The sequence below is a fragment of the Prosthecobacter fluviatilis genome (assembly GCF_055388355.1).
Genome location: NZ_AP043782.1, coordinates 6,400,675 through 6,424,670, shown reverse-complemented (window position 1 = coordinate 6,424,670; position 23,996 = coordinate 6,400,675). Strand labels below are relative to the sequence as shown.

Genomic DNA, 23,996 nt, shown 5'->3' with positions numbered 1-23,996 from the left:
GGGATGCCGAGCTCAGCCGCATCCTGGATGCCGTTGGCGTTGGCGTCATTCCACACCAGCGAGCCGATGGCCACCGAGTCTGGCAGCGGCGCGTAGGGACGCCCGATCGCCAGGTCACGCGGCCCCGACCAGATTTCAAAGTTCGGACCCGGCGGCCGCGGGATCGGCACTTCAAACACATTGACCGTGCCGTTTGGCGCGCCGGCGATGTCCACACGGATCAGCGCCCCGGTGTTGTAGGTGCCCGCGTTGACCGGCTTGCCCCAGCTGTAGCCGGTGATGTAGATCTGGTTGTTCGAGGGGTTGAACTCCACGTCACGCGTGTCCACCTCTCCCCTGCCCGCGCTGGAGAGCGTGGCGATGAGCTGCGGCAGCCCCGGCGCGGCCGGCGTGCTGAGGTCGATCTTGAAGACCTCACCGTCAGTGCGGTTGATGCCGTAGAGCGTGCTGCCTTCGATGTCGATGCCCGAGATCAGCGCGATGGAGCTGCCGCCCGGCACCATGGCCACCAGCTGCGTGTCCGTCACGATCGTGTTCAGCAGCTCCCCCGTCGTGGTGCTGTAGCGGCGCACCTCGCGCGTGTCGCTCGTCTGCACCACCAGGTAGAGGTTGCCGTCCGGCCCGAAGTTCATGTCCTCCACACCCGCCTGGGTGATGAAGGTGTAGGGAGCGGAGGCGCCGATGGGCTTGCCGGGGTTCAGCCCCTTCGGCCCCTGGAAGCGCACCACACGGCCGCCGTTCAGATCAAAGACATAGAAGTTGCCGTCCGGGCCGATGGCAAACTGCGTCACCAGGCTCATGCTCGTGGCGCTGTTGTCCAGCGCCAGCCCCAGGTCCGTACCGGTGGGGCTGATCTTGCGCAGGTTGCTGGCGCCGTAGTGTGCCACATACCAGTTGCCATCCGGGCCCTGCTCCATGCCGTAGGGCACGTCGCCGTAGTCCGCATTGCCCTGGCTCAGGCTGTTGCCAAACGCAGGCACCAGCGAGCCCGCGTAGAGCCCCGTGCTGGAGTTGAAGGCCTGGATGCTGTCCGCCTGCGTGGCGGAGACATAGACACTCGGCGTCACATTCACAAAGCCGAAGTCGATCGTCGTCTCATTGTACGTGCCGCCGCCGGTGCCGGGCTCGTCCGCCGCAGTCAGGGTGATCACGGGGCTGTTCACCGCGCCGCCGCTGAGCTGCAGGCCGTTGTCATCATTGTCCACGCCGTTGTCGGCAAAGGTCGTGTTGCTGCTGGAGAGCGGCTGCGCCGCAGGCGGCCGTGGGAGGCGCACGTACACCTTCAGCGGCGGCACCGAGGTGAAGAGGTAGGCACCGCCGGCGCTCGTCGTCGTCGTTTTCAGCAGCACGTCATCCGTGCCGCCGATGCTGCCGTCCGCGCCCACGTTCCAGAGCTCCACGGCCACGCCGTCGATCCCCGGCTCTCCGTTGTCGCGCACTCCGTTGTCATTCGTGTCCTGCCACACCAGGTTGCCCACGTTCATGCCGCGGAAGAGGCCGAAGTCCACGGTGTAGTCCGTGTCCGCGTCTCCGTCGTCCACCGTCGGCTCCCCGCCGGTGGTCAGCGTGATCACGGGGGAGAAGACCGGCGTGCCCGGGCCGCCCGGCTGGGAGGCCGCGTTGTTGTCATTGTCCACGCCGTTGTCCAGGTTCACCGGATTGCCGCCGATGATGTTGAGCTCAGACGGCATCAGCACGCGCATGAAGAAGGTGCCCGGCTGCAGGTTCGTGAAGTTGTACTGGCCCGCGCCGTTCGTCGTCGTGCTGCTCAGCATCAGGTCGCTGTTCGGTCCGCTGCCGCCGATCGCGTGGTCGGCGCCCGGATCCCACAGCTCCACCGTGATGCCGCTGAGCCCCGCCTCGCCCACATCGCGCAGGCCGTTGAAGTTGCTGTCCTCATACACCGTGTCACCGATGCTGAGCCCCTTCACCAGCAGCGAGTAGGACTGCGTGGCGGAGCAGTTGTTCGCATCCGTGCTGCGCACCGTGAAGCTGGCCGTGCCATACACCTGCGCAGAGCCGGAGATCAGCCCGCTGCTGGACACCGTGATGCCCGCCGGCGGAGAGCCCGCGATCACCGCATACGTGTACGGTCCCGTGCCGCCGCCGGAGGTGAGCTGCTGGCTGTAGGGGATGCCGTAGTACGCGCTCTGCAGCGTGGCCGGCGTGATGCTCACGCTCGGGCAGTTCACCGCCAGCGTGTAGATCCGTGTGGTGGAGCAGTTGAAGGAATCCACCGCCTGCACCGTGAAGGACGCCGTCGTCGCCTGCGTCGGCGTGCCGGAGATCAGGCCGCTCGCGCTCATCGAAAGCCCCGCCGGCAGCGTGCCGCTGGCCACGCTCCAGGTGTAGGGGGCGCTGCCGCCGGAGACGGTGAGGGAGGCCGAGTAGGCCGTGCCCACCACGCCGTTGCTCAGCGTCGTCGGGGAGATCGTCATCGTCGGGCAGAGGATGGTGATGGTGTAGGGCTGCGTGCCCGGTGCGCCGTTCACATCCAGCGCCTGCACCGTGAAGGAGTAGGTGCCGGGGGCTGCGGTGGTCGTGCCGGAGATCGCGCCCGCCGTGGAGATGGACAGCCCCGCTGGCAGGTTGCCCGTCAGCTTGCTGAAGGTGTAAGGCGCCGTACCACCGGTGGCGGTGAGCTGCGTGAAGTAAGGCACCAGCCGTGTCGCATTTGCCAGCGTGGACGGCGTGATGAAGATCGGCGGATAGTTCACCGTGAAGGTGTAGGACTGCGTGGAGGAGCAGTTGTCCGCATCCGTGGCCCTCACCACAAAGGTGTAGCTGCCCAGGCTCGTCGGTGTGCCGCTCAGCACCCCGCCGCTGCTCAGGCTCATGCCCGTGGGCAGCACGCCCGAGGCCAGGCTCCACGTGTAGGGGCTGGTGCCGTTCGCCGCTGTCAGCGTCTGGCTGTAGGCCGCATACTGCACGCCCGCAGGCAGCGTCGCCGGCGTGATCGTCAGCGTCGGGCAGGCGATGGTGATCGCCAGCGCCTTCGTGGCCGAGCAGTTCACGCTGTCCGTGGCCTTCACCGTGAAATTGTAGGTGGCAGGCGCCGCCGTCGGCGTGCCGGAGATCAGACCCGCCGTGCTCATGGACATGCCCGCAGGCAGCGCCCCGGAGATGATCGTCCAGGTGTAGGGCGAGGTGCCGCCGCTCGCGCTGAGCTGCTGGTTCGGGTACACCACATTCTTCGACGCGCTCGGGAAGGTCGGCGCGGTGATGGTGAAGGACGGGCAGTTCACCGTGATGGCATACACCCCGGACTTCGCGCAGCCGTTCACATCCGTGGCGGTCACAGTGATGTTGTAGCTGCCCGGTGCGCTGGAAGGCGTGCCGCTCAGCACCCCGCCGCTGCTCAGCGTCATGCCCGTGGGCATCGTGCCGGTAAAGCTCCAGACATACGGGGCGGTGCCGCCGCTCGCCGTCAGCGTCTGCCCCGTGTAGGCCGCATACTGCGTCGCCGCAGGCACGCTGCCCGGAGACAGGGAGAGCGCCGGGCAGGTGACCACCCAGGTGAAGGAGGTGTCCAGAGAGCAGCCGTTCGCATCCGTGGAGCGGATGACAAAACTGTAGGTGCCCGGCGCCCCCGTGATGGTGCCGGAAAGCAGACCGCCGGTGGAGAGCGTCGCGCCCGCAGGCAGCGTGCCGGAGGCCTTCGTGTAGGTGTAGGCCGCCGTGCCCCCCGTGGTGGAGAACTGCTGGCTGAAGGCCGTGTTTTGCGCCACCGAGGCCAGCGCTGTCGGCGAGAGCGTCAGCGTCGGGCACACCACCGTCAGAGACATCGCCTGCGTGGCGGAGCAGCCGGAGGCGTCCACCACCTTCACGGTAAAGCTGTAAGTCCCGGTCGCCGCCGTCGGCGTGCCGCTCAGCACCCCGCCACTGGAGAGCGCCAGCCCGCCCGGCAGCGTGCTGCCCGTGGCCACGCTCCAGGTGTAGGGGGAGTTTCCGCCTGCCGCGCTGAAGGTGGCCGAATAGCTGGAGCCCTTCAGCGCATTCGCCAGCGTCGTCGGCGTCAGCGTCATCGTCGGGCAGGAGCGCAGGCCAAAGTCGATGGTGTTTTCCGTGTTCGTCAGGCCGCTGGTGCCGGGCTCGCCGCCCGGAGTCAGGGCAAACACCATGCTGCTGACCACCGTGCCCGCACCGCCCGGCTGGCTGCCGTTGCTGTCATTGTTCACGCCGTTGTCCGCAGTCACCACCACGCTGCTGGCCAGCGAGTAGGCGGCGGGCGGCGTCAGGCGCACGTAGTAGTTGCCACCCGTGTAAACCTTGAAGCTGTAGGAGCCGCTGCTCAGCGTGGAGGTCGTCTGCAGCACCGTGTCCGCATTCGAGCCCGTGCCGCCCACCGCGTTGTCCGCGCCGGGGCTCATGAGGTCCGCCTGCACACCGCTCACGCCGGTCTCCGTCGTGTCCTTCAGGCCGTTGTTGTTGGTGTCATTCCACACCAGGTCACCCACGGTGATGCCGGTGAAGAGGCCGAAGTCGATGGTGTTGTTGCCATTGGTGCCGTCTCCGTCCACCGCTGTCGGCGGCTCCGCGCCCACCTGCAGGTCCACCACCGGGCTGTACACAAACGTGCCCGGGCCGCCAGGCTGGCTGCCGTTGTTGTCATTGTCCACGTCATTGTCCAGCGTCACCACCACGCTGCTCACTCCCGGCACGCTCACCGTCGGCGTCACACGCACGTAGTATTTGCCCGGCACCAGGTTCGTAAAGGCATACGCACCCGCGCTGCTGCTCAGCACGCTCGCGCCCACCTGCGTGTCCGCATTCGCGCCCGTGCCGCCGATCGCATTGTCCGCACCCGGGCTGAAGAGCTGCACCGTCGCACCGCTGATCCCCAGCTCACCGCTGTCGCGCAGGCCGTTGCTGTTGGCGTCATTCCACACCAGGTTGCCCACGTTCACCCAGGGCGAGACCGAGCACGGCTCCGTCGCGATGGTGAGCACCCCGGAGGCATCCGTCGCAAACGAGCCCTCCGTCACTCCCGGTGTGTAGCTGAAGGCCGTCAGCGCCCCGTTGCTGTCATACGTCGGTGCGCTCGCCAGATCCACCATGTGCAGCACGACGCCCGAGCTGCCGCCCGTCTGGATGCCTTCCCACGTCCCGGAGTTCACCCCCATCGCGCTCCAGTTCGTCGCATTGTTCACGCGGCTCACATCGATCACGCACTGGAAGCGCACGCTGCTGCCCGCCTCCGTCACCTTGTTCAGCAGCACGTCCCCTGCCGTGATGTTTCCGGCCGCCGTGCTCACCATCAGGTTCGCCGCCGTCTGCCAGCTCTGGTAGCCCAGCGTCGTGTCGTACTTGTAGATCGTCACCACCGGGCTGCTGCGCGTGATGCCGTCCACATACACGATGGCGTGGTCCGCCGTCGCGGGGTTGCCCCCCGTGCTGACGAGGAACCACAGCGCGTCCACCTTGGAGGCACCGATCTGCGCAAACGTCAGGTCCACGTTCAGGCGGCTCAGAGCGGCGTCATAGATCACGTCCGCCTTGCTCATCGTGGCCACCCCGCCCTGCGTGTAGCTGAAATCATACGCCTGCGCCGGCGTCCACTCCGTGGCTCCGCTCAGCACACCGTCCGCGTTGCTGTCCATCGCCAGGAAGTGGTAGCAGCCCGTCGCGCTCGGCCCGCTCGACTTGAAGCCGAAGTCGATCGTCATGTTGCCGTTGTTGTCGTCGGAGTCGTCGATGGTGTTGAAGGCGCCGCTCTCACCGTTCGTGTTGATCGGCTCGCCGCTGTCCGTCAGCGAGATCAGCGCGCTGCTGATGCCGTTCACCGCAGGCTGCGCGTTGTCGATGCCGTCGTCATTCCCCACGATGTTGTCGTCCACATCATTGTCCGTGGAGCTGGAAGGGAAGATCGAGACCGTGTTCACCAGCGCCTTGCCCGTGGCAAACTCGGAGGCAGGCACACGCACGTAGTATGAGCCCGGCACCACGTTGCTGAAGAGGTACTGCCCCACCTTGCCGGAGGTCGTGCTGGAGGTGGTGCTGGCCACAAACGAGCCCGCGCTGTTCAGCAGCTCCACACGCACCCCGCCGATGCCTTCGCCCGCGTCATACACGCCGTTGTTGTTCGCGTCTTTGTAAATCAGGTTGCCGATTCGGCAGAAGGTCGGCCGCAGGCCGAAGTCGATCGTGTTGTCCACGTTGCTGCCAAACGGCGCCACCAGGTTGCCCGGCTCCGTCAGCGCGGAGAGCGTGATCATCGGAGAATAGATCGGCGCACCTGTGGCGGACTGCGTCACGCCGTTGCTGTCGTTGTCGATGCCGTTGTCCGCATTGCTGCTCGTCGTGCTGCGGCGCGGGTGCGTGATCGGCGGCGTCAGCTTGATGTAGTACTTGCCCGTGCTCAGTCCGGTGAAGCTGTAGAGGCCGTCGCTGCCCGTGGTAAAGGTCGTCCCCACCTTCACATCATCTCCGTTGTTCACCGTCGAGTCGGTGGAGGTGTAAATCTCCAGCTGCGCACCGGCCACTCCCGTCTCGCCCGCGTCCAGCAGGCCGTTGTTGTTCAGGTCGGAGAACACCAGGTTGCCCATCGTCATCGCCGCGCTGAAGCCAAAGTCCACCGTCATGTCCTGGTTGCCGCCGCCGCTGGCCAGGTTCCCCGGTTCCTTGCCCAGGGCCAGGTTGATCACCGGGCTGGACACCGCCGTGCCCGAGCCGCCGGGCTGGATGCCGTTGCTGTCATTGTCCACCCCGTTGTCCAGGTTCACCCCCGGAGAGGCCGTCGGCCACATCGGGTCTGGCGTCGGCAGCTTCACAAAGTAGTTGCCCGCCGTCAGCCCGCTGAAGAGGTAGTAGCCGTTCGCATCCGTCGTCGTCGTGGCGGCCAGCGTGTCATCGCCGGTGTTGGCCGTGTTGTCCGCACCGGCCTTGTAGAGCTGCACCGTGACGTTTTGCAGGCCCGGCTCGCGTGGGTTCTTGATGCCGTTGCCGTTGGTGTCCGCCCACACAAAGTCACCGATCGCCAGCGACTGCGGGTTCGTCGTCGCGCTGCCCTGCAGCAGGATGTTGTCGATGTCGATGTACCCGGAGCCGTCTCCGCCCCACAGGTAGACTTCCAGCATGAAGGACTTCCCTGCCAGGTCGGCACCCGTCGGCAGCGTGGACGCCCCGCCGATGGAGTTCGTCCATGCCAGGTTCATCGAGTACCACGAGCCCGTGGCGGAAAGCTGGAAGACGTTCGTCGTCACCGTGCGCATGGTCGTGCCGTCCAGCCAGGAGAGGAAGACCTTCCCCTGCACCGGCGCCGTCGTGCCCACGCGGTACACATCAAACAGCAGGTTGCCGATGTTCCCCGTCGCCGTCGGGTCCATGTCAAAGCGGATCCACAAGCTGTCCGGCCGCTGCACCAGCGAGCTCGGCACCGCGTTGTAGCCCGTGTCATACGCCGCGTCCCAGTCGCGCATGCGGCGGGAGAGCGCACCGCTGCGGATCGGCCCGTTGTTCGTCGGTTCGCTGATGTCCGTGAGGCCGTTCATGTCGTCCTCGATCTGGATCTTCGCCGCGTTCACCACGGCGGAGTTCTTGAAGCTCGGCGGTGCCGGCAGGCCGCCGCTGCTCGTGTTCAGGTCGTACTCCAGCAGGTTTGCCAGAGACGCGGGCACCGCGCGCAGCGCAAAGTCCACCGTGTTGTCCGCGTCGATGCCGCCCGCCACATCTCCGGGCTCACGCCCCACCGCCAGTGTGACCACCGGGCTGACGATGGCCGTGCCCACGCCGCCGGCCTGGATGCCGTTGTTGTCATTGTCCACCCCGTTGTCCAGGTTCACCTGCGGTCCGGAGGACAGCGGGTAGGCCGTGGGCGGCGTGGCGATCTTCACAAAGTATTTCCCCGGAGCCAGCCCGGTAAAGGCATACGCCCCCGTGCCGTCCGTCGTCGTTGTGCCCTGGGACACATCATCCCCGTTGCCGATCACCGAGTCCGTCGTGGAGAAAAGCTGCAGAGACACGCTGCCGATGCCCAGCTCTCCCACGTCCTTGGTGCCGCTCTGGTCCGTGTCCTGCCACACCAGGTTGCCCAGGGTGAGACCATTGATCACCGCGATGTAGTCGCGCGTGCCGGAGCACGTCGCGCTGTCCACCGCACGCACAGTAAAGCTGTAGCTGCCCGCCGCCGTCGGCGTGCCGCTGATGGCTCCGGTGGTGCTGTTCAGCGTCACCCCCGGTGGCAGGCTGCCCGCCGTCACCGAATACGTGTAAGGGCTGATGCCCCCGCTCGCCGTCACCGTCTGGCTGTAGGACAGACCGCGGTAGCCCGAGCCCAGGCTCGTGGGGCTCAGCGCCAGTGTGGAGCAGTTCACCGTCATGGTGATGGTCGTCGTGCCTGTGCAGGCATACGCGCCGCGTGCCGTCACCCCAAAGCTGTAGCTGCCCGGCGCCGTCGGAGTGCCGCTGATGACACCCGCCGTGCTCAGCGCCAGGCCCGGCGGCAGGCTGCTGCCAGACTGCAGCGTCCAGGTGTAGGGAGCCGTGGCGCCGGAGGCCGTCAGCGTCGTGGAGTAGCTGGTGGCCACCGTACCGCTCGGCACGCTGCTCGGCGTGATGGTGACCGTGGGGCACTGCAGCGTCAGCGTGCAGGCAAAGGTGCCGGGGCAGTTGTTCTGATCCATCGCCTGGATCGTGAAATTGAAGGTGCCCGCCGTGTCTGTGGGCGTGCCGCTCAGCAGGCCGGCCGTGCTCAGCGTCAGGCCCGCTGGCAGCGTGCCGGACTTCACCGTCCACGTCTTCGTGCCCACGCCGCCGCTCGCGCTGAACTGCTGCGAGTAAGCCGTGCCCACCGTCGCCGTGGGCAGCGACGAGGGGGAGATCGTGATCGCCGCGCAGTTCACCCCCAGCGCCAGCGCCTGCTGCACCACGCAGCCGTTCAGGTCGCTCGCCTGCACCGTGAAATTGAACGAGCCCACCGCGGACGTCGTGCCGCTGATCAGCCCTGCGGAGGAGAAGGTGATGCCGGAAGGCAGCGTGCCGGACGCCAGCGTCCAGGTGTAGGGGGAGGAGCCGCCAGTCGCCGTGAGCTGCTGGCTGTAGGCCACCGTCGTCGTGGCCTGCGGCAGCGTCGTCGGCGTGATGGTGATCAGCGGGCAGTCAAACAGGATGGAGTAGTCCCGCGTGCCTGTGCAGCCAAACGCATCCGTCGTCTGCACGCGGAAGCTGTAGGTGCCCGGCACCGCCGTCGGCGTGCCGCTGATCACGCCCGCGCTGCTCAGCGTCAGCCCTGTCGGCAGCGCGCCGCTGACCACCGTCCAGGTGTAGGGGCTGTTGCCGTTGCTCGCCGTCAGCGTCTGGCTGTAGGCCTGGTACTGGCGGCCGTTTGGCAGCGTCGTGGGGGCGAGCGCGATCGCCGGGCAGGTCACACGCAGCGTGTAGCTGCGCGTGCCGGAGCAGTTTGCGCTGTCCGTCCCCTTCACCACCACCGTGTAGTCTCCCGGCGTCGCCGTCGGCGTGCCGCTCAGCAGGCCGGCGCTGCTCAGGCTCATGCCCGTGGGCAGCGCGCCGCTCTGGATGCTGAAGGTGTAGGGAGAGCTGCCGCCCGTGCCGTCCAGCAGCACGGCGGAGTAGGAGGCAAACTGCTGCGCATTCGGCAGCGTCGCCGGTGTGAGCGAGATCGTCGGGCAGGTCACCTTCAGGCTCAGCGCCTTCGTGCTCACGCAGTTGTTCGCGTCACGCGCACGCACCGTGAAGGAGTACGTGCCCGGTGCGGAGCCCGGCGTGCCGCTGAGCACACCCGCGCTGCTGAGGCTCATGCCCGTGGGCAGCGCCCCGCTGCTGATGTCCCACTGGTACGGAGCCGTGCCGCCCGTGGCCGTCATCGTCACCGCCGTGTAGGCCGCGTACTCGGGCGCATCGGCAAACGTGGCCGGGGAGATGCTCAGCGCCGGGCAGCCCACCGTCAGCGAGTAGCTGCGCAGGCCGATGCCGCTGTAGGCGTCCGTGGCGCGCACGGTGAAGGGATAGCTCGCAGGCACCGCCGTGGGCGTGCCGCTCAGCACGCCGGTCGTGGTGTCCAGCGTCAGCCCGGCGGGCATGCCGTTGTTGCCGCTGGTGGTGATGCTGTAGCGGGCCAGCGCCTCCGCAGAGCTCAGCGCCCGGTTGTAGATCACCGCCTCATCCAGCGCGCCGTTCCAGCAGGTGCTCGCCGTCGCGCTGCCGCCCATCACCAGCGCCTGCGTGGAATGGTTCACCGCCGTGGTGAAGGCCTTCGAGGCGATCTGCACGCCGTTGACGTAGATGCGGATGTTGCTGAGGTCATACGTGGCCACCACATGGCTCCAGCTTCCCACCGCCAGCGTCGCATCCACAAACTCAGACGTGCCTGCCACCGAGCTCGTGCCATTGATGAAGAAGCGCACGGTGCTGCCGCCGCTGCGCTGGATCAATCCATAGCCGTTGGCCGGAGCGGTGACGTTTGATGTCTTCGCGAGGATGATCTGGTCCGCCGCAGGCGTCGCTCCCGCAGGGCGCACCCAGGCCTCCAGGGAGATCTGCGCCGGGCGCATCACCGACTGGTCCGCCACCTGCGCGTAATCATTCACCCCGTCAAAGCTGAAGGCGCCGCCCACCAGCCCGGTGGTGAAGGCCACGCCGTTCATCAGCGCGCCGTTGTTGCCCGCCACCACTTCCGTGGCTCCGCTTTCACCCGGCCACCACGCCACCGCACCGCTCAGCGCGGAAGGCCCATAGCTCCAGGTGTAGGGGGAGGTGCCGCCCGAGGCCGCCAGATTCTGCGTGTAGGCCGCATACTGCGTGGCGGCCGGCAGCGTGGCTGGGTTCACCGTCACCACCGCATTGCTCAGCGTCAGCGTGTAGTTTTGCGTGCCGGAGCAGCCCTGGCTGTCCGTGCTGCGCACCGTGAAGCTGTAGCTGCCCGGTGCCGCGGAGGCCCCCGGCGTGCCGCTGATCACACCCGCGCTGTTCATCGTCATGCCGCTCGGCAGCGCGCCGCTGCTGATGGCGTACACATACCCGCCCGAGCCGCCGCTGGAGGTCAGCGTCAGCGGATTGTAGGCCACATACTGCGTCGCCACCGCCACCGTGCCGGGGCTGATGGTGATCGTCGGGCAGCCGCGGAAGCCGAAGTCGATGGTGTTTTCCGTGTTCGAGTTGCCCGTGCTTCCGGGCTCGCCGCCCGCCGTCAGCGTGATCACCGGGCTGATCACCGCCGTGCCGATGCCGCCGGTCTGGATGCCGTTGCTGTCATTGTCGCGCCCGTCGTCCGCGCTGTTCACCACGCCGGAGGCCAGCGGGTAGGCCGAAGGCGGTGTCGGGATGCGCACGCGGTAGCTCGCCGGCTGGTACACCGTGAAGCCGTACACCCCGGAGCTGTTCGTCGTGGTGCTGGTGATCACCGTGTTCACCGTGCCGTCCAGCAGCTCCACCCTCACCCCTGCGCCCACGCCGGTCTCAGTCGCGCTGCTGAAGACGCCGTCGTTGTTGGCGTCGATGAAGAGCTGGTTGCCCAGCTGGATGCCGGAGAACAGGCCGAAGTCCACGCTCAGCTCCGTGTCAGGATTCGTGTCGCCATCGTTCACCGGCTCCGTGCCGCTGGCCAGGGTGATCACCGGGCTGTAGATGTAGGTGCCCGGCCCGCCGGGCTGGCTGCCGTTGTTGTCATTGTTCACCCCGTTGTCCAGCGCCACGACGTTCCCGCCCGTGGCCGGGATGTTTGCAGGCGGCGTCACGCGCACCACATACTTGCCGTCTGCCAGGCCGGTGAAGTTGTAGGCGCCGGCGGAGTTCGTCGTCGTCGTGGCGATCCACAGGTCATCCGCATCTCCGGCGACGTCGTTGGTGCTGCGGAAGAGGTCCACCGTCACGCTGCTGATGCCGATCTCAGGATTCGTCCCCGTGTCGCGGATGCCGTTGTTGTTGGCGTCATTCCACACTAGGTTGCCGATGGTCAGCGTCGCCGTGGTGTTCACCTGGCACAGATACACCAGGTCCGCCGCCACGGCGTTGGTGCTGCTGCCGCCGGAGAGCGCCAGCGTCGCCGTGTCGATCTGCGACTGCGTGGCCCCGTTGGCCACACGGAAATGGTAGGTGAACTGGCGCCACAGCGGCTGCGTGCTGTTTGCCGTGGCCTCCGTCCAGCTGTTGTAGTCCGAGGCGCCAAAGGCCGAGTAAGACACCGTGCCCGCATTGTAACCGCAGCACTGGCTCACGCCCGGAGCCGTCGCGCTCATTTCACCCTGCGGCACCGTGTAGTACTGGTAGAGCCCCGGCGTCGCTCCGGTGATGATCTGAAAGATCTGCGCGTTGGCGCCCAGATTCCACAGGATGGACGCCGCGCCGGAGGTGGCGTTGGCCGCCCACACGCTCAGCTCGTACTCCTTGCCCGCCTGCAGCACGCTGCTCCAGCTGCCGCCGCCCGCAGGCATCAGGTTCACCGCCGAGTTCGTTCCCTGCAGCATCACCATGCGCTTGCCATGGCGGCTCTTCACACTCTCCATCCACGAGACCTTGGACCCTGTGCTGCCCACGGCGACCTGCACGCGCTGCACCGGCTCGCCGACACCGCTGGTGCCGTTCGTGCCGCCCACCCACTGGAAGGCGTTGATGCCGCTGCCAAACGCCGTGCCCGTGCCGTCATACCCCATCACGCTCGCAGGCGCGCCTGTCACGTTCGTCGTTCCCAGAAACTCAAAGCTCGGGTTGTCGATCAGGTTTGTGATCTGGCAGGGGTTCGCATTGGCAAAGCCGATGTCGATGGTGCTGTCGATGTCCGTGTCGTCTCCGTCCACCCCTGCTCCGGGTTCCGTGTTCGGGTACAACGTGATCAGCGGCGTGACCACCGCGATGCCGGACACCGCCTGGATGCCGTTGTTGTCATTGTTCACCCCGTTGTCCAGGTTCACCTGGCTGGTGCTCACCTTCGGGTAAAACACCGGCGGCGTGGGGATGCGCACGTAGTAGGTCGCGGGCGTCAGGTTGTTGAAGAGGTAGAGGCCGTCGGCGTCTGTGGTGGTTGAGGCCACCAGCACATCATCACCGCTGCCGTTGTTCACCACGCCGTTGATCCCCGCCGTCCAGAGCTGCACCGGCAGGTTCGGCACGCCGCTCTCCGCCGCGCCCTTCAGCCCGTCGTCGTTCATGTCCACCCACACCTGGTTGCCCAGGCCCATGCCCTTGATGTTGTAAGTCACCGCCGTCGTGCTGCTCTGGCAGCTGTAGGCGTCCGTCGCGCGCACCGTCACCGTGTAGGTGCCCAGCGTCGTCGGCGTGCCGCTCACGCTGCCGTTGCTGGCCAGGCTCAGCCCCGGCGGCAGGCTGCCGCTCACCAGTACAAAGGAGTAAGGCGCCGTGCCGCCGCTCGCGGTGATGCTCTGCCCGTAGCTCAGCCCGAGGTAGCCGTTTGCCGGCGTGGTGCCGCCCACCGTGACCACCGGGCAGACGGGCGTCAGCGTGTAGCTGCGCGTGCCTTTGCAGCCGTTAGCATCCGTCGCGGTCAGCGTAAAGGTCACCGGCGTGCTCGCCGTGGCCGTGCCGCTGAGCACTCCCGTGCTGCTGTTGATGCTCAGCCATGCGGGCAGGCCCGTGCCGCTCCAGGTCAGCGGGGTGGCCCCGGTGCCGCTGGCGGTGATCGTCTGCGTGTAGCTCAGGCCCAGGTAGGGCGCCGGCAGCGTCGCCGGGTTCAGGGTGATGACGGGGCATACCTGGATCTGGTAGGTCGTGCTTCCCAGGCAGCCCTGTGAGTCCGAGATGGAAACCGTGATGCTCGTCTTGCTGCCGTCTCCGGTGGCGGCCGTGCCGCTGATGACACCGCCGCTGGAGAGCGTCAGGCCCGCAGGCAGCGTGCCGCTGCTCAGCGTGTAGGTGTAGGGGCCGGTGCCGCCGCTGGTCGTCAGGGTCTGCGAGTAGGCGCTGCCCGCAGTGGCGCTGGGCAGCGTGCCCGGCGTCACGCTGAAGATCGTGCAGCGTGGGTCCAGCGTGTAGATCTGCGTCACCGCGCAGCCGTTGGCGTCCGTGGCTTTCACCGTGAAGCTGCCGGGGCTGTTGTCCGTCGGCGTGCCGGAGAGCTTCCCGGTCGTGGCGTTGAGCGTGCACCAGGACGGCAGCGTGCCGCTCACCACGGTGTACTGGTAAGGCGCCGTGCCGCCCGTGGCCGCAATCGTCTGCGTGTAGAGCTGCCCCACCGTCGCAGGTGGCAGCGTCGCGGGGCTCAGGCTCAGAGCCGGGCAGATCTGCAGCGCAGGCCAGACCTGGGAGCCCACGCAGCCGTTGGCATCCGTTGCGGTCAGGGTCAGGCTGATGCCGACGCCATTCGCCGCTGTGGGCGTACCGCTGATCACACCCGTGGTCGCGTTCAGCGTCAGGCCCGCTGGCAGCACACCGCCGGTCACACCCCACACATAGTCCAGCCAGCCCGTCACCGGCTGCAGCGTTAGGTTGGGCCCGGACCAGAGCAGCTTCATCACCGCGCTGCCGCCGGCCTCGTAATACTCCACCCGGATCGGCACCACCACGCCTGCGGTCAGGTTCACCGTGGCCGTGTAGTTCGTCGCGGACTGGTCCATCCATTTGTCGATCACCAGCGTGTTGTTCACCCACACACGCACACCGTCGTCGCTGGTGCTCTGGAAGGTGTAGGTGCCCGTCGTGGCCGGACGCACAAAGCCGCTCCACCGCACCGAGAACTGGTCCACCGGCACCGTGGCATCCGGCGAGCCCGCCGCCCAGTCATAGTTGATCGCCGACTCCTGGCGCGTGAGCAGCAGCGTCTTGAAGGCCGTGCCCGAGAAGTACTGCCCCGTCAGGCCGGAGGTAGGCGAGGCGCTGAAGGTCTGGCTGTAGGGCACCCCCACCGTGCCCACCGGCGGCGCGGACGGCGTGATCGTCACCGCAGGGCAGACCGGCGGCAGCGTGTAGGTGCGCGAGGCGGAGCAGAGATTGGCGTCCGTGGCCGTCACCGTAAAGGTCACCGCCGTGGAGTTCGTCGGCGTGCCGGAGAGCACCCCCGTGCTTGCGTTCAGGTACAGCCAGCTTGGCAGGCCCGTCGCGCTAAACACCAGCGGCATCGCCGTGGTGCCGGTGGTCGTGATGGTCTGCGCATATGGCGCACCGATCACCGGCGCAGGCAGCGTGGCGGGGTTCACCGTGATCACCGGGCACACCTTGATCTTCAGCGCCTGGTCCCGGAAGCACGTGGTCGCATCCATGGCGCGCACCGTCACCGTTGTGCCGTTCACCCCGTTCGTCGGGACCGTCGGCGTACCGGTGATGCTGCCGGAGCTGCTCAGGCTCAGGCCTTCCGGCCATGTGCCTGAAGACGTGCTCCAGGTGTAGGGGGTGGCGCTGCTGCCGCTCGCGCTCATCGCCTGCGTGTAGGCGCTGCCCACCGTGCCGCTGGCCAGCGTCGTGGGCGTCATCGTGATCACCGGGCAGGAGCGGAAGCCGAAGTCGATGGTGTTTTCAAAGCTCGTGCTCCCCGCAGAGCCCGGCTCCGTGCCCGCCGCCAGCGTGATCACCGGGCTGATCGTCGGTGTGCCGGCGCCGCCGTTCTGCGAGCCGTTGCTGTCATTGTCCACCCCGTTGTCCTCATAGACCGTCAGTGTCGCGGAGGTGTAGGCCGCAGGCGGCGTGGGGATGCTCACCCGGTAGGTGCCCGGCGCCTGCCCGCCAAAGAAGTACTTGCCGCTCGCGTCCGTCGTCGTCGTCAGCAGCACGTTGTTCGTCGCCGCGTCCAGCAGCTGCACCGTGATGTTTGCCTGCCCGGACTCCGTCGCGGGCTGGAAGATCCCGTCGCCGTTGATGTCGGCAAACACTTGGTCGCCCAGGCTCACGCCGTCGCTCAGGCCAAAGTCCACCGTGAAGTCCGTGTTCGTGTTCGTGTCGCCGTCATTCACCGACTCCGTTCCGGGGATCAGCGTGATCATCGGGCTGTACAGCGGCGTGCCCGGGCCGCCGGGCTGCATGCCGTTGTTGTCATTGTCCACGCCGTTGTCCAGCGCCACCACCACGCCGGAAGTCACCGGCAGAGACTCAGGCGGCACCACCTGCACATAGTAGCTGCCCGAAGGAATGCCGCTGAAGGTGTACACCCCGCTGCTCGTGATCGTGACCGGCGTGCCGATTTCATAGTCGGCATTCGCTCCCGTGCCGCCGCGCACACCGTCCGCGCCCGGGTGGAAGAGGTGCACCACCGCGCCCTCCGCTCCGGGCTCGCCGTAGTCCTTGATGCCGTTGCGGTTCGTGTCTGCCCACACCGCATTTCCCAGGCAGAGCCGAGAGTCAGCCACGTCCACCTTTTGGAACACCATCGAGTCCTCCTGGCCGTAGGGGTTGTCTCCAAACACGCCCATCATGGTACCGTCTGCGGAGATGCCGTCGCCGCCGTTGTAGATGTTCCAGTAGGAGTAGGCGCTGTCCTGCGCCACATGCCCGTCAGACACCAGCAGGTCGGAGATCCTCGTGTACAGGTCCGCAGGCGTGTCCCACATCACCGCAAAGCTGCCCGTGGACGCGCTGCTGTACAGCGTGCCCAGCACACGGCCCGTGTCGCTTATCGCCCCCACGATGCCGCCCAGGCTGTCCTGCGGCAGGATGCGCGGCAGGTTTGTGCGCGTGCTCGTCTGCAGGTCGTACACAAACGGCACCGGCACCCCGGAGATCTTCTGGCTGGAGCCCACGTAGCGCCCATTTGGACTGATGCGCCCCGCGTTCAGCGAGCCGCCGCTGAAAGTCACCAGCACCGTGCTGTAGCCCGCCGCCGGGCTGCCGCTCAGCACCTTGCCCACGCCGCTGCTGTCCGTCACCAGCAGCTTTGTGCCGTCTGCAGAAGCGTCCACCACCTCGCGCACTCCGGAGATCGCCGTCCACGCAAGGGTGTTCAGGTTCCAGTAGCCGCCCTGGGAGAGCACCGGGCCGCCGGGGCCGTCTGCGTCCACCGTGCCAAAGGCATACGCGCTGTCGCTCGTCAGCGCGCACGGGATGGCGCTCATGCTCGCGTTTGAATCATACGGCGTCAGCAGCCTCACCGTCGTGCCGCTTGCCTGGCTGTAGTACCATGGCGCGATGCTCAGCTTGCTGCCAGCGGACCATTTTTCATAGCCCACCGCGTCGCCGCTGTCGTTCACATCGCGCCCCATCGCATACGGATGCGCGCTGTCCAGCAGCGGCACGTTCACGTTCACATCCGTGAGCGTGTTCAGCAGGAAGGCGTAGGACTTCTTGCCCACGCGGATGCCCGTGACCCAGCGGCCGTTGGGAGACATGTTGTAAAGGCAGGTGCCCACCCCGTTGTTTTCACCGCCCAGCACATCGCGCCCCAGCCGCGTCACCAGGTAGGCACCGCCCGCGGTCTGGTTCAGCGGCGTCGGGCAGGCGGAGGTCACCGCTGCGGAAACGATGATGCTGCGTGTGATCGTCGTCTGGCATGAGTTGGCATCCGTCACCCTCAGCGTCAGCGTCGTCGTGCCGGCCACGCTCGGCGTGCCGGTGATCGCTCCGCTCGTGGAGTTGAAGCTCATCCCCGCTGGCATCGAGCCGCCCGTGATCGCATACGAATAAGGTGCCGTGCCCCCGGCGGAGATGAACGTCTGCGAATACGCGCTGCCCACCATGCCCACCGCGAGTGTGCCGGGGCTCACGCTGATCACCGGGCACTGAGGCTTGATCGTGTAGCTCTGCGTGCCCACGCAGCCGTTGGCATCCGTGGCGCTGATCACAAAGGTGCGTGATGTGGCGCTCGTCGGCGTGCCGCTCAGCACGCCCGTGCTCGCGTTGAAGGTCACCCCCGTCGGCAGCGTCCCGCTCGCCAGTGCCAGCACATACGGCGCTGTGCCGCCGGTCGCGCTGATCGTCTGCGAGGAGCTCGTGCCCACCGTCCACGTCGCCACCATCGGCGAAAGCGAAATCACCGGGCAGATTTTCAGGCTGATCACCTGGTCCTTCAGGCAGCCGTTCGCATCCATGCTGCGCACTGTGAAGCTCGCTCCCGTGCCGTTCGCCGTCGTCGGCGTGCCGCTGATCACACCGCTGCTGCTCAGCAGCAGCCCCGCTGGCAGCGTGCCGTTGCTGATCGTGTAGGTGTAGGGAGCCGTGCCGCCGCTGGAGGCCAGCGCCTGGCTGTAAAACGTGCCCACCGTACCTGCCGCCGCCGTCGTCGGCGTCACACTGAGGGCCGGGCAGACCTGCAGCGTCAGCGTCGCGGTGGCCTGGCAGCCGTTCGCATCCGTCGCGCGCAGCGTCAGGCTCGCACCGCTGGCGTTCACCGCAGTCGGCGTGCCTGAAATCACGCCCGTGCCGGTGTTCAGCGTCAGCCCCGCTGGCAGCGTGCCGCTGGTCAGCGCCCACGTGTAGGACGCCGTGCCGCCGCTCGCCGTCAGCGTCTGGGAGTAAGCCGTGCCCACCACCGCCTGTGGCAGCGAGGCAGGCAGGATGCCGATCGTAGGGCACACCGGCGCGAGCGTGCAGGCCAGCGTTTTGGCGCAGCCGTTCGCATCCGTCGCGCGCACCGTGAAGGCCGCCGTGGTCGTGTTCGTCGGCGTGCCGGTGATGACACCCGCGCTGCTCAGAGTCGCCCAGGAAGGCAGCGCCCCGCTCGCCAGCGTGAAGGTGTAGGGAGACGCGCCGCCACTCGCGGAAACGGTCTGTGAATACGCCACGCCCACCGTCGGCGTGGTCAGTGTCGCGGGGGCCAGCGAGACCACCGGGCACACCTGCAGCGCCAGCGTCTGCGAGCCCTGGCAGCCGTTCGCATCATTCACCCGCACCGTGATGGAGCCGGCCGGGCTCGAAGCCGCCGTCGGCGTGCCGCTGATCACACCCGTGCTCGCATTCAGCGTCAGGCCCGCTGGCAGCGTGCCGTTGGTGATCGTCCATGAGCTGTAGGGCGCCGTGCCGCCGCTCGCCGCCAGCGTCTGCGAATACAGCGTGCCCACTGTCCCCTGCGTCAGCGTCGTCGGGCTGATGCTGATCGTCGCGCAGGAAGGCGTCAGCGTGTAGCTGCGGGTGCCGGAGCAGCCGTTCGCATCCGTGGTCTTCACCGTGAAGGTGGCGGAAGCCGTCGTCGCCGGCGTGCCGCTGATCACCCCGCCGCTGCTCAGCGTCGCCCATGTCGGCAACGAGCCGCTGGCCAGCGTGTAGGTGTAGGGGGCCGCACCGCCGGAGGTCGTCAGCGTCTGGGAATACGCCGTGCCCACCGTCGGGACATTCAGCGTCGTGGGGGAGAGCGTCACCACCGGGCAGATCTGCAGGGTGAAGGTCTTCGTGCCGGCGCAGGCATTCACACTGTCCGTGGCGGAGAGCGTCACGCTCACGCCGCCCGCATTGCCCGTGGTCGGCGTGCCGCTCAGCACCCCGCCGCTGCTCAGCGTCAGGCCCGCAGGCAGCGTGCCGCCCGTCACAGACCAGGTGTAGTTGGATGAACCGCCGCTCGCGCTCAGCGTCTGCGAATACGCGCTGCCCACCGTGCCCGCTGGCAGCGTGGCCGTGGTGATGGTGATCGCAGGGCAGCCCATCGCAAACGTCATCGCCTGCGTCCCCTGGCAGCCGTTGGCATCCGTGGCGCGGATGGTCACGTTGCCGCTCGTCTGGCTGCTCGGCGTACCGCTCACCACACCTGTCGAAGGATTGAGCGTCAGCCCCGCTGGCAGCGAGCCGCTGACCACCGCATACGTGTAGGCAGAGGTGCCGCCGGAGGCCGTCAGCGCCTGCGAATACGCCACCCCCACCGTGCCCGTGGCAGGCGTCGTGGGCGCGATGGAAATCACCGGGCAGATCTGCAGCGTCACCGCCTGCGTGCCCTGGCAGCCGTTGGCATCGCTCACCCGGAAGGTCACCGTCGTCGCCGGACTGGCGGAAGCCGTGGGCGTACCGCTGATCACCCCCGTGCTCGCGTTCAGCGTCAGCCCCGCCGGCAAGGCGCCGCCCGTCACCGTCCATGAGCTGTAAGGCGCGATGCCCCCGCTCGCCGCGAGTGTCTGTGAGTAGGCCGTGCCCACCGTCCCCGCTGGCAGTGCCGCAGGCGTGATCGAGATCGCCGGGCACACCGGCGTCAGCGTGTAGGCCAGCGTGGCCGCGCAGCCGTTCGCATCCGTGGCGCGCAGCGTAAAGATTGCCGTCGTCGTGCTGGTGGGCGTGCCGCTCAGCACACCTGCGGAGGTCAGCGAAGCCCAGCCTGGCAGCGTGCCGCTGGCCAGCGTGTAGGTGTAGGGCGCGGTGCCGCCGCTCGCCGTGATCGTCTGCGAATAGGAGGTGCCCACCGTCGCCGTCGGCAGCGTGCTCGGCGTGAAGGAGATCACCGGGCAGATCTGCAGCGTGATGGCACGCGTGCCCTGGCAGCCGTTCGCATCATTCACACGCACCGTCACAGACGTCGCGGGGCTGGCGGAGGCCGTCGGCGTGCCGCTGATCACACCCGTGCTCGCGTTCAGCGTCAGGCCCGCTGGCAGCGTGCCCGCCGTCACCGTCCATGCGCTGTAGGGGGCCACGCCGCCCGTCGCGCTCAGTGTCTGCGAGTAGGAGCTGCCCACCGTACCCGTGGCCAGCGCCGCAGGCGTGATCGTCACCGTCGGGCACACCGGCGTCAGTGTGCAGGAGAGCGTGCTGGAGCAGCCGTTCGCATCCGTCACCCGCACCGTGAAGGTGGCCGGGGTGGTGCTGTTCGGCGTGCCGCTGATGACGCCGGCGCTGCTCAGCGTCGCCCAGGCAGGCAGCGTGCCGCTGGCCAGCGTGTAAGTGTAGGAGGCCGCGCCGCCGGAGGCGCTCAGCGCCTGCGAGTACGCCGTGCCCACCGTCGGCGTCGGCAGGATCGCGGGCGTCACCGAAATCTGCGGGCAGATTTGCAGCGTCACCACCTGCGTGCCCTGGCAGCCGTAGGCGTCATTGACACGCACCGTCACGGAGGTGGCAGGGCTGGCGGAGGCCGTCGGCGTGCCGCTGATCACACCCGTGCTCGCGTTCAGCGTCAGTCCTGCTGGCAGTGTGCCGCTGGTCACCGTCCAGGAAGTGTAGGCCGCAGTGCCGCCGCTGGCGCTCAGGGTCTGCGAATACGCGCTGCCCACAGTGCCCGCAGGCAGCGCGCTGGGGGAGATGCTGATCGTCGGGCACACAGGCGTGACCGTGTAGGACTGCGTTTTCGCGCAGCCGGCGGCATCCGTGGCGCGTGCGCTGAAGGTCGCCGCAGCGGAGCTCGTGGGCAGGCCGCTGATAGTGCCGTTGCTCGTGCTCAGAGACAGACCCGCAGGCAGAGAGCCGCTGGTCAGCGACCATGTGTAAGGCGAAATGCCGCCCGTCGCATTCAGCGTCTGGGTAAAGCTCGTGCCCACCTTCGGCGTGTCCAGCGTCGCAGGCGCCACATTCACCGCAGGGCACGTCGGAGTCATGCTGATCGCCAGCGTGCCGGTGCAGCCCTTCGCATCCGTGGCGCGCAGCGTGAAGCTCGTCGCGCTGGAGCTCGTCACCGTGCCGGAGATCACCCCTGTGCTCGCATTCAGTGTCAGTCCCGCAGGCAGCGCCCCGGTGGCCACCGCATAGGTGTAGGGGCCGTTGCCGCCGCTGGCGGTCACCGTCTGCGAATACGCCGTGCCCACCGTCGGCGTCGGCAGCGTGCCCGGCGTCAGCGTGATGCTGCTGCACGTCACATTCAGCAGGTAGTCCTCCACCTCGCCCGGGCCGCTCGCGCCCGCCGGGCCCGGATTCGTCACGGCCGTGAGGCGGAAGCGCGCCCCCAGGCTGCCCACCGCAGCGCTCGCAGGCACATTGAAAGTGTAGGTCCCGCTGACGTTGTTGGTCCCGTCGGGAATCACCACGTTGTTGATGATCTGGTCGCCGCTGTCTGTCAGCGAGCCGTTGTTGCCAAAATCCACCCAGCCGTTCAGGAAAGCCGGCGCACCGGAGGTGTTCGTGACCTTCACGGTCACACTCACTCCCGTGGCACCCTGCACCACGCTGGCGGGCAGCGTCACACCGTCTTCGTCATCCAGCCACGAAACATCGTCCGCATTTGCCGCCGTGTTAAACGCCGCAGGAATGTCATAGTCGATCAGCGAACCCATCAGCAGCGAGCTGAACACCGTATCACGCGCCACCGGGAAGAGGGAGTAGTCGCCAAAGTCATCCAGCACCTGGGTGAACTCATACCTCATCGCACCGCCGGAGATCGCATTCGCGGCCATGCTCGAAGTCATCGACGTTGCCACCGCCGTGGTTTTGTCCACCTTGTACAGCGTCGTGCCCGCCTGCGCGTACAGCGTGCCGTAGCCGTCGGTCGAAAGCCCGAACACATCCATGATCGCCGTGCCGCTTGGATTTTTGATCTGCCCCACCAGCTGCGTCGCCGTGCCTCCTTCCGGCACCTTGTACAAATAAAACGTCGTGAAGCCGCTGCCCGCCGCCGTGTAGTACAGCTCGTTGCCGATCCACGCCAGGTCGCCCGCGCTGTTCAGCGCCTGCCCGTTCGGCGCCGTGGCCGGGGAGGTGAAGGCCATCGTCAGCGGCGTCGTCGTGCTGGTGCTCAGCGCAGACAGGTTGAAAGTGTAGATGTCTCCGTCGCTGACACTGCTGATGTAGGGCTTCCCTGCCGAGTCAAACACCAGGCCGTTGAAGCTGTTGCTGGTCGTAAAGCTCCCCAGCCTCGTCAGAGCCCCCGTGCTCGGGTTGATCTGGTAGATGTTGTTGAAGTCGATGCCGTACAATATCCCCGAAGGCGACCACGCCAGGTCCGTGAGGTACCGCGAGCTCGAATCCTTCGTCTGCCCCACCAGCGTCTTCTGCCCCGTGGACACATCATACGTCTCCAGGTAGCCCGTGCTGCCATTTCCGGAGCTCACATACAGCAGGCTGGAGTAGCTCGTGCCGGACGCCACCGTCATCAGATACGACTCCGAAGCTGTGCAGCCGTACGCATCGGTCACCTGGATCGTGAAGCTCGAAGTCCCCTTCGCCGTCGTCGTCCCGCTCAGCACCCCGGCGCTGCTCAGGGAGAGCCCCGCAGGCAGCGTGCCCGACGCCACAGACCACGTCAGCGGCCCGTTTGTGGAGCCCGAAGTCGCCGTCGCCACCATCGTCACATTCACCGCCGTGGACAGATCCCACGACCCCATCGCAAACGGAGAGATCACATAGCTCGTGCACACCGGCGCCAGCGTGTAGCTGCGCGTGCTCGTGCACCCGTTCGCATCCACCGCGCGCACCGTGAAGGTCTGGCTGTTCCCGGAGGTCGGCGTGCCCGTCAGCGCCCCGTCGGAGCTCAGCGCGAGCCCATCCGGCAGCGTCCCGCTGCTCACACTGAAGGAGTAAGGGCCTGAGCCCCCGCTGGCGCTGATCGTCTGCGAATACGCCGTGCCCACCGTCGCCGTGCCCAGCGTCGTAGGCCCCAGGGTGATGGACGGGCAGATCTGCACCAGGTAGTCTTCCACCTCGCCATTCCCACTCAGCCCGGTGGAGCCCGGAGAGCTGTTGGACGTCAGTCGCACACGCAGCCCCACATTCCCCAGCGTCGCCCCGGCAGGCACCGTAAACGTGACCGTACGGTTCGAGTTCGACGTGCCCGTGGCGATCGTCGTGTTCGTCGCGATCTGCTCGCCCGAGTCCGTGAGCAACCCGTTCTTGTTGTAGTCGATCCACGCATTCAGATAGACCGTGGAGCCGCTCGTGTTCGTCACGTTCACGATGATGCTGTTGGACGTGCCCGTCACCAGGCTGGCCGGCAGCGTCACGGCATCCTCGTCATCGCTGCCCGTGATGTCGTCCCCCGTGGCCTGTGAATTTGCCGTGATGCTCGTTTCACTGTCCGTCGTCGCACCGAGCCTGATCGTGCTCACCGTGGTGCTGCTCGCGCTGCTGAAAAGGCTGTAATCGCTATAATCCGTCGCGGCCAGCGCAGCCACCGCCGAGATCACAAACAGGGACAATCCAGCCGTCAGCGAGCGCTGGCCACGGGCACAACGCCTCCTGAACCACGCAGCAGCGCGGTTGATAGCGACAGCCGACTCACCTGCTTCTTTAGAAGCATCTGGCTGAATGCTGTATCCCGTAGGAAGACCCAT

Annotated in this window: 1 protein-coding gene (running past one end of the window); it reads right to left on the bottom strand. The window is 67.2% G+C overall.

What is annotated here, in order from left to right; translation table 11 throughout:
• On the bottom strand, positions 1 to 23,996 hold the 5' portion of the coding sequence (locus ACZ5WW_RS25210; protein WP_377171420.1) for a putative Ig domain-containing protein. Its footprint begins 6,592 nt before the window's first position; only the first 23,996 of its 30,588 coding nucleotides appear in the window; it begins with the start codon at positions 23,994 to 23,996; the stop codon falls past the left edge of the window.